Origin of the sequence: Streptococcus suis YS56, from assembly GCF_000440115.1 — a bacterium.
In the GTDB taxonomy this organism is placed as follows: Bacteria; Bacillota; Bacilli; order Lactobacillales; family Streptococcaceae; genus Streptococcus; species Streptococcus suis_L.
Genome location: NZ_ALMY01000075.1, coordinates 47,260 through 56,615 on the forward strand (window position 1 = coordinate 47,260; position 9,356 = coordinate 56,615).

A 9,356-nucleotide genomic window follows, 5' to 3' on the forward strand; every position below is an offset into this window, starting at 1 on the left:
CTCTTTATGGAGTATCCTTGTAGATAGACTGTCTAAAGTCATCAGTTGCACGGAGGTATCCGTTTAAGACGGCTGCTTTTAGGCTATAGACACGGGATTGTGTCCCTACGTTCTGACCATTCTGTGAGTAGTATTTGTGATGAGTAGCATCATACTCTACTGCAGCTTGCATCAATTGACGCAGTTCTGCTACAGAATTTACCGTACGTGTGGAATCGTAGAAATAACCATCACCATTCAAAGGATTCTTAGTAATCAACTCTACTGGTTTCAAGTTTTCTAAATGCTGCTGCCGTTTCGCAAACATGGCTTTTCGGAATGTCGCACTATTTTCATACTCATTTTTCGAAATGAGCGAAATGAGTTCACTATCCTTCATACGACCATAGGCTTCTCGCTTGCCTAATGTATTCTTATATTGGTCAGACAGGTAAGGAACCATACCATTTTCGTAACCGTATTCTGCTAAGAGTTCAAAGGCAATCTTACGCACCTCATACTCGTTACGACTGGTTCCATCATTATTTAAAGAACCATATATCGGATCAAATGCTCTAACCTCCAAGTATGCATTCGAATGGCTATTTGAACCATAATTGCCATAGTTGTAATAGCTATCCTCATATGGACGTCTCGAAATCATCCCATTTTCAATCAGCTGGTCAAGACTTGTAAAGGTATTGGTAAACTGGTTGGCTACAGAGGTGTTTCCATTTTCCGTTACCATCTGATTAAACCAATTCTGTTTTGCTTGAGGATTAGACAATCCCAAAACAGCCTCAGCTTCCAAAAAATCCAAGGTATAGATAACATCCAGATAGCCCTTCATATAGTCTTGTAAGTCTTGAGTGGATTTGAAACGGTCAGGTGTCTTATTGGTCAAACGTCTTCCATAATTCCTTTCATCGTACTTGCTGAAATCGTAGATATTGTTGATACCAAATCGATCTTGATTGTCCCAAGTGATGGACTCAAATAAACCACGCGCATAGACTTCAAAATCTAGACCTGTTCGCTTGCCATGACCTAAAAGAAGCGTATTGTCATCTCCGATATGGGTCATTTCATGGGTGTAAACTCGTGCCCCATCTTCCGTTATGGCATCATGATTGAAGAAATAAATCCCATCCATTCGGGTATCCGCATGAGCACCTTTCGATTCATTTGGATAGACATAGCCTAGTGGCAGGTAGAAGTGCTTCATACCAGAATAATTCATACTAGTCAACTTATCTAGTGCCTTCCAATCGTTACCAATACGTTTCGTATCCCAAGTAATGGTTCTACGGAACATTTTTTCTTTATGATTTTCTGGAAGAATGTTGTAGAGATAGTCTGCATGACCTGCCCACATCTTGGCAATTTCCTGCAAACGTTCTTCACTGACCCCTTTATTGTTATCATACATTCCAATCAAGGTATTGGCCATATCGGTCAAGATAAAGATATCCTTACTTGGCATGACTAGAAGAATCAAGGCCATTTCTTTGAACTTCCAATTTTCCCCTGCCAGTTTTTCGTAAAAACCACTGTGGTGAATATCCTTGGTCGGATTTGTTTGTTTTTCTAGCACTTCCTTGATGGTAGACGGAGTTTCAATGATGGTAGCCTTGGTAGAAGACTTAAACCAGTCATTATTGGTCATCTTCGGTACAAAAGCCTTCCGGTAGCCCTCTAGGTAATCAAACAAATCGCCACCGATTGACTCCTTGGCAATCACTTGACTTGCAAGAGCATAGTTGTTCTTCGGTTTCAACATCTCTGCTCCCATGCTACCGATACGGATGAGTTGGTCCAGAGAATTGACATTCTTACCAAAGAAATCTGCTTTCTTCATCATCAAATTCTTGGCATTGACATCGCCAAACTGAATATTGTACCAACGATTCATGTAGGCTAAACCAAGTAGAAGCTGCGCCTTGTTTTTACTGATATAGGATTTTAGGAAATGATTGGCAGTCGAACTATCCAATCCCACTAAATTGTAGTTTGAAATCAATTCGGACAAATGTACCTGCAAGTTCGATTTGACATCCTCAAACGATTCCTGGAGGAAGAGCCATTCTTTGTCTCTTGAATTACCATTGAGACCCAGTGCTTCTTGGACAGCCGAAGAGGTAAAAGTAATCCCTTCAAATTCCGAAATCAAGCTACCTAGTAGTTTCCTATATTCAAAGTCATTTGCCATGACTTCAGGAGTGTAGCTGATATTTTTGTCTAATATCAGGTATTCCGTAACAGCGCCTCTACTCAAGTCTTTTTTCTTCACCAAGTATTGGTATTTGACTGTTCCGTCTGCAAAGTGTAGAAGCAATCCGTTTATCTTATCACGATTTAGTATCTCTTGATTATTTTTTCCGACGCTAGTACCTAGTACATCCAAATATGGTACTTTATCCACTAATGGTACGACGTCTAGTAATTTCTTGGTCACCAATTCGTCATCTTTTTCCAGTCGATTTCCGTACTGGATAATCACATCTCTTGTGAAGAACGGAAGCAGTCTTTCCATGTTTTCATAGGCTTGCTTGCGCTCTGCCAAAGCAAATTGAGCCGTAGCATAATCAATGTCAAAGGCATTCTTCTGGCGTAATTTCCGCTCTGCTTCTTTTTCAGACGGACGGATAGCCCATAGGTTGAGTTCTTGAACAGCTCCTGCTGCATCTATTTCTGTGATAGATTCAGATGAATTGTTTTTACCAACTGCTTTACCCGTCACAATCCGTATATTGCTAAATGGTTGCAAGTTTTCTTCCACTCTGCCGTATACTTTATGGCCATTGACCACATGGACTGCAGCAATGTTGTCTCGAAGCTGGATACTGTTATTCTGGCTGTTCCCTTTTAATATCGCTCCAACTAAGCCACCGACTTCCGTATCCTTGGTTTTCTTGGTAGCAATGCTTCCTGTCGCAAAGCTCGAAATAATTTGCGTATTGGCATTTTCTAATTGACCAACCAAGCCTCCAGCCTTCACATTCGAAGAGGTTGATGAAATGGTCGCATCTACATAGCCTTTTGTGATGCTACCGCCACCGAGCCAGCCAGCGATACCGCCAACTTTATTATCGTCCTTACCAAGACTAATTAAAGAACCTGTAAAGCTAACTTTTGAGAGCGATGTTTTATCCACTTCTCCTATCAGACCACCTAAGAAATTGTCTGCAACAACTCTTCCTTCAACATGGACATTGGTAACACTACCATTGGTAGACTGTTTCGCTAAAGCTCCTACCTCTTTTTCTTTCGGCAGATGAATATCTACTGCTTTCAGGTTCAAATCAGATACAGTTCCTCGTAAATCATCAAATAATGGTACTTTCAAGTCATAAATAGTGAAACCATTACCTTTGAGAGTTCCATGGAATTGATTTTTCAGATAAGATTTGTCTGTATCCGACAGCACGACTTCTGATGCCGTCAAATCTTGTTGGAGTTCAAAGGTACCTGAGGAATTATTTTGCATAGCTTTCAAAAGACTAGTGAACGTACTATACTTATTTTTGGTTTCATGATTTTCACGAACCTCTCTCGGTAAGTATACTGTCACAGTATCATGATACTTATCTAGTTTTTGTCGTCTTTCCTCTGGATTGGTAAATCTAGCCTGCAATTTGAAGTGGGTTACATTATCAAGGCTCGTTTTTTCGATTTTCGTAACTGGTAACAGAATATCCTTATGCTCATCTGACTTCAGTTTGATGAAATAATTTTGAACATCATTCGGATCTACTTTAATCGCAACTTTTCTAACTAATTTACCATTTTCATTCTTCCAAACTTCTGCCTCATCGATGTTCTTGATTTCAAAATGGCGTTCTTCAAAATCAATGTGGACTTCATCCATAAGACGTTCTGTACGTTCATTATTTAGACTGTCTGTGTACACCAAATCAGTCTTAACGAAATAGTCAACGTTTGGCAGTAGGTTTCTAAAGCGAACTTCTAGCTTATTTTTATCGGTTAATTCTTCTTGGTGAATCTCAGTATCATTAACAAACAATCGAGCAATGGCTTTCCTAAAAGTATTATATTGGTCATCAAGCTTGTAAGTCACTTTAGAAGAACGAACATGCTTCATCAGATGGTAGTGCGGCTCATTCTTCACCACCCTCAACAAAGGCTTATTCACATCCTCAACCGTTTCTTCAGTTGTTTCCTCTGGTTTTTCAGGAGAAACTGGTTCCGTCTCCATCTCTGTTGGATCCGGCGTGTCTGGAACAGTTGGTTGCTCTGGATTTGGTTTTGGTGTCACTGGAGGATTTGTCGGAGAATTAGGTTCTGGCTGCTCTGTACCTGTCGTTTCTTCTGGTTTCGGCGTGACTGGGCTGGTAATACCCTCATTTTTACGACTTGGACTGCTGTTAGCATCAGTCGGGACATTGACAGGTTTTGCCATTACTTCAAATTTAAGACTTGGTCCACTATTGGCATCCGTTTCAACAAGGACTTTTGGATTGCCTAATTCTGTTAAAAGATCCACAATGAAATCAATATCATCTTGAATCACTTCAAGCTGAGTACGAATATTAGCAGGGTCTCCCGAAACAATCATATCCTCTGAATGCTTGTAGACTGTATCAATGTAGGTCTGCCATTCGTAGCCTTCAACTCGAGTTTTATAGCTACGAAGCTCTCCCATCTTCGCACGAAGTTGGGTAACTGTTTCTGGATTGACTGTTTCCTCTTCCTCTGGTGGTGTAACTGGTTGATCTGGTTCCTTGGTACCAATTTCAACCTCTCTTGCACGGCCTGCTATCTCAGAAACGAGAACTTCTGGTAGAGCAGTAATCTGACCGGAAACACTATCTACAGTATAGCTTGTGCGATAGAGTCTTATTGTTGGACTACCTGCATGAATGACATGTTCCGTGCCTTTTGCCAACTCGGCATTCTGTCTTCTAATTTCTGGAAGATCAAGTCTCTCTGTTCGCTCTGCTGGCTGAGTACCAACCCGAATAATCTGTGCCTGACCAGAATCCGTCACACGACCATTATCTCGATGAGCCTGTGTCGCACCCGTTCTGGAATCGACACTATAAGTCGTTGTAAAGGTGGTGATTTCGGGACGACCTTGCTGGCGAGTATGCTGTTGACCATGGGCACGAGTGATATCCGCCTCATAACGAGTTGGCAAGGTACGCGAAACCGATTCTGTTGTCGGACGAGTCCCAACTTGAACAATTTCCTGTCTAGCTGTTCGAGTGACTTGGCGAGTTTCTGCCTGTTCTGTCACCTCTCCTGTCTCAGTATTGAGGACATAGTTTTTAGTATAGGTTGTCTCCTGCTTGATACCTGCCTGCTTGACATGACGCTCGTTCAACGGTCTATTTGGATCTGCTTCATAGACACGAGTGAAGTCTGTTTCGACACGGCGAACAGCTGGTTTGGTTCCGACTCTAATAATACGATTTTGAACGACTTTAACAACCTCACTTACTCGGCTTGGTTCTCCAACTTCTTTGTCACGAACATAACGACGAGCAGTGGTGATACGTTCCACACCATCGCTACCGGCTTGTATCTCCTCTCGTTGCGGATAGGACAGGGTTGGATCTGCTTGGTATTCTGTCTTAAACGCAATAGCCCGATGATCAACAGTCTCCACAGTTCGATCCACAGCCTTAGTACCAACCTGCACAACCTGTGTCACTGCAGCAATCTCTTGAATCTGAGGCTGACCTGCACTGGTCTGACCAGTTCTTTGATCCAAGCTATAATGAACCGTAATTATCTGCTCCCCAGCCCTTCCAGGTCGGACAATCACACGCTCACCAACATAGAGGGTTGAATTAGGGATTGTTTCTTCTGTAAACGGCAATGCTTTCTTAGTAATAGTCGGCTTAGTACCTACACTGATCCTGCGAACTTGTCCTGGATGACTAACCGTTCCTGGCAATTGAATCGGTGTCACCTGACCACTATTGGTGTCCAAATTATAGACAGTTCGATAGGTTGTTTCTTTTGCATGACCTTCTTGGAGAACCGTTTGAACATCCCATTCCTTGTCCGGTGCTGGTATGTACTCTGTCACAGGTTCTTCTTGTTCAATCCGAATCTGTGGTTTCGTACCAACTTCAATAATCTCATCTTGCACTTGTTTAATCAGTTCAGTCCTACTAGCAAGAAACTTCCCTTCTACACCTTTGATGGTCTGGTAGGTCGAAATGACCTTTTCTTGACCTCTTTGACCAGTCTGCTTAGTTCTTGTCTGACCATAGTCTAGTTGGTCATTGCTCTCATACCGTCGGGTAAAGTCAATGGTGCGGAGACTTTCTTTTTCTACCTGCCCTTCAATAGATTTGGTACCGATACGTACCACTTGTTCTTTAGCTGGTTTGACAATTTCTTCATCAACGACCTGACCATTTTCTTTATAGAGTCGTTTGAGACCCTGTTCACCCTCAATTTCAACCTGACGATAATCGCTGTACTGTTCTGGATCTGAAATCACACGCTCGGTAAAGTCAATGGCAACCTCTTCTGTAGTCCTTTCCGGACGCTTCACTCCCTTGTAGGTCACTTCAGCTTGCGGCTTTTCAAGCACTTCCGTTTTCAGTAAGGTTTCAACACCCTCAATGACTGCATAGGTATGTAGCTGTTTCCCTTTTTTCCCAGCTACTACCTCAACCTTACCAAGAGGCCAATCATCACGAGAAACTTCTTTTCTTTCGAATGCAATTTCCTCTTCTTGAGTCCGAATGGTCGCTGTTGGAAGTTTTATAGTTGCTGGAGCAACATATTTCTCATCTCGTCTGGTGCCGATGTAGGTTCGTTTTGGAATAGAAGGAATTTCTTCACGACTAATCTCATTACGGGCTACAATTTGACCGTCAACCAAGACTTCTTGATAGGAAATGCGGAGGCTACCTGCCTGACCCTCTTCTACTCGACGTTGACCAATCGCTAGTTCATCTGTCTCTATCTGCTCTTCAGGGATTTCTAAAGCAATCTCTTCCACCTTGTCCTGAACTTGAAAATCAACGGTTGGCAAAAGGTGACTCGGAGCTTCTGTTGGAATAGTCGTAATCAGCTTTTCTTCGACTGGTTCCTCTGTTGGCTGGACAGGTTCTTCAGGAGAATCAGTTTCTGCGACCTCTTCTGTAGCAACCTGACCTGTACCGATATAGACTTTTCTTGGTATAGAAGGAATTTCCTCTCGTCCAGTTTCCTTACGAGCGACAACTTGACCATCAACCAAGACTTCCTGATAGGAAATACGCAGGCTACCTGCTTGACCCTCTTCCACTCGACTTTGACCAAGTGGTAACTGATTGGTCTCTATCTGCTCTTCTGGGATTTCTAAAGCAGTCTCTTCCACCTTGTCCTGAACTTGAAAATCAATGGTTGGCAAGAGATGGCTCGGTGCTTGAGCTGGGATACTGGTGACTAGCTTTTCTTCGACTGGTTCCTCTGTTGGCTGGGCTGGAAGAGCATCTGTTGACTCAGTTGCAGAAACCTCTTTTTCAACTTCTGGTCTAGGACTTGTTTCCTCAACTGTACTTTCCTCAGTTTTACCAACTTGTTCCGTTTTATCGGCTTGCTCAGTTTGAGCAGTTTCCTCAGCTTTATCAGCTTGCTCAACTATCGGTTGGCTTGCTTGGTCTGGTTTGTCACTTATTTCCCCAGTTGAGATTTGCTTGTCTACTTCTGCCGTTTCTGGACTAGTCTTTGGCTCCTCCAGCTGACTAGAAGGGGACAAACTTGTTTTCTCATCCCTACCCTGACTCTTCACCTCTGGTTTTTCTTCAATGAAATAACCTACAAACTCATAACCGTCCAATCGCAACTTCCCATCTGGCAAGGAATCCCCTGGACGAATGGTGATGGTCTGGTTATAGGCTGCCAGGGCATGGCTCTCGACTGCTGATACCTCCAACAGTGGAAGGGCAAGGCCGGTAGCTGTGATATAAAGCATACTTAAAATACGTGCTTTCTTGTTCTTGGTTGCAAGAACTGCTAGGACAATAAAGCCAGCAGTAGCCGCCATTAGCCCACTCGCCACTCCGTCTCCAGTCTTTGGTAAGCCAGTTTTCGCAGGACGGTAAACCACAAAATAGGTCGCAGTCTCTGTCAGTTCAGCTGGTAGACTAGACTGAATCAACTGGCGCTCATCCTTGGATAACTCCGTTTCAAGAACGTATTCAAAATGAATATCCTTAACTGGAGATGTAACAAGTGTATCCGCCGCAAGTACATTCTGGCCCAGTAACAGACTACTACCGATACACAAGGAAACGACACCGACAGTTAGCTTTCTTATAGAAAACGCTTTCTTTCTGTCGTAAAAAAATTTATTCATATGATCTCCTTTCATTTATAGTCTTTTAGTTTACTTTTAGTACTCGCTTCAAAGGTTTGGGGAACCTTTAAAGGCTGGAGATAGTGCGAACCAAGTTCGCTTCAAAAGCCGCAGCATAACTCAATGCTTTCTTGTTTCTAGGCATTGACTTGAAACAGTCCCCCAGACTGTTTCAATCAGGCAAGGTGAGTTCAAACACTCCAGTGGAGTGTTTGAAGTTGGAAATAGGGAAACGAAGTTTCCTCATACGTTGAAGTCATAAAAGATAAACTAAATGACGATATCTTGCATCAAATGAAACTTTCTACCGTCATTATATCAAAAAACGAACGATTCTTCCATCATTTATCGGTGCAAAGTATACAAATAAAAAAAGCAAAATACAAATATGTATTTGCGGGAGTTTGACAGTTTGAATGTCACAAAAGTGCTCTAATCATTGATATAGCGCTATTTTTTTGTCAAATTTTCGTATATATTAATTGCGTACTTTTTTCGTACTGTGATATAATAGAGTGAGGTGCGAATCTATGAGAGTTAAAAAATCAGTATCTAAAAATACAATCAATTATGCCATTATCAAAGATATTAAAGTTGGAAATAAAAGAACTTCTACCATTGTCGAAAATCTGGGTAATCACGAAACCCTTCAACAGCTACATCCTGAAATGGAACCTATGGAATGGGCAAAATTGCGGGCTAAAGAGTTAACCGAACTCGATAAAGAAGATAAACAAGAAATCTTAATCAAACTTCATGAGAATAGGCAGTTGAAACAGGACCAACGAAATGAGTATCATGGGGGATATTTGTTTCTACAGAATATCTATTATCAGTTGGGATTGGATAAAATCTGTCAAGATATTCAGAAGAGGTATCACTTTAGTTTTCAATTAGATACCATTCTGTCTCGTCTCCTCTACGGCAGAATCCTATTCCCATCCTCTAAACGATCTACCGCTCATTTTTCACAAACTCTCCTAGAACCTACAACTATTGAACTCCAACATCTCTACCGAGGATTAGAAATTATTGCCAAAGAGACGGATTTCAT

Annotated in this window: 1 protein-coding gene and 1 pseudogene; one reads left to right on the forward strand and one right to left on the reverse strand. The window is 42.0% G+C overall.

Translation table 11 applies throughout. The features are described 5' to 3' along the window. Nucleotides 1-4 precede the first annotated feature (4 nt). The gene (locus tag SST62_RS0109525) at nucleotides 5-8,302 is read right to left on the reverse strand and encodes a ZmpA/ZmpB/ZmpC family metallo-endopeptidase (protein WP_029187172.1); all 8,298 of its coding nucleotides are present in this window, start codon (nucleotides 8,300-8,302) and stop codon (nucleotides 5-7) included. Nucleotides 8,303-8,832: 530 nt separating this feature from the next. On the opposite strand from SST62_RS0109525, the pseudogene SST62_RS0109530 reads away from it, so the two are divergent. After that, nucleotides 8,833-9,356, forward strand: a pseudogene (locus SST62_RS0109530) (transposase); the annotation flags it as partial.

Bases quoted from the DNA above. Each gene is read 5' to 3' on its own strand.
- SST62_RS0109525 (WP_029187172.1), bottom strand. From the start codon at position 8,302: ATGAATAAATTTTTTTACGACAGAAAGAAAGCGTTTTCTATAAGAAAG.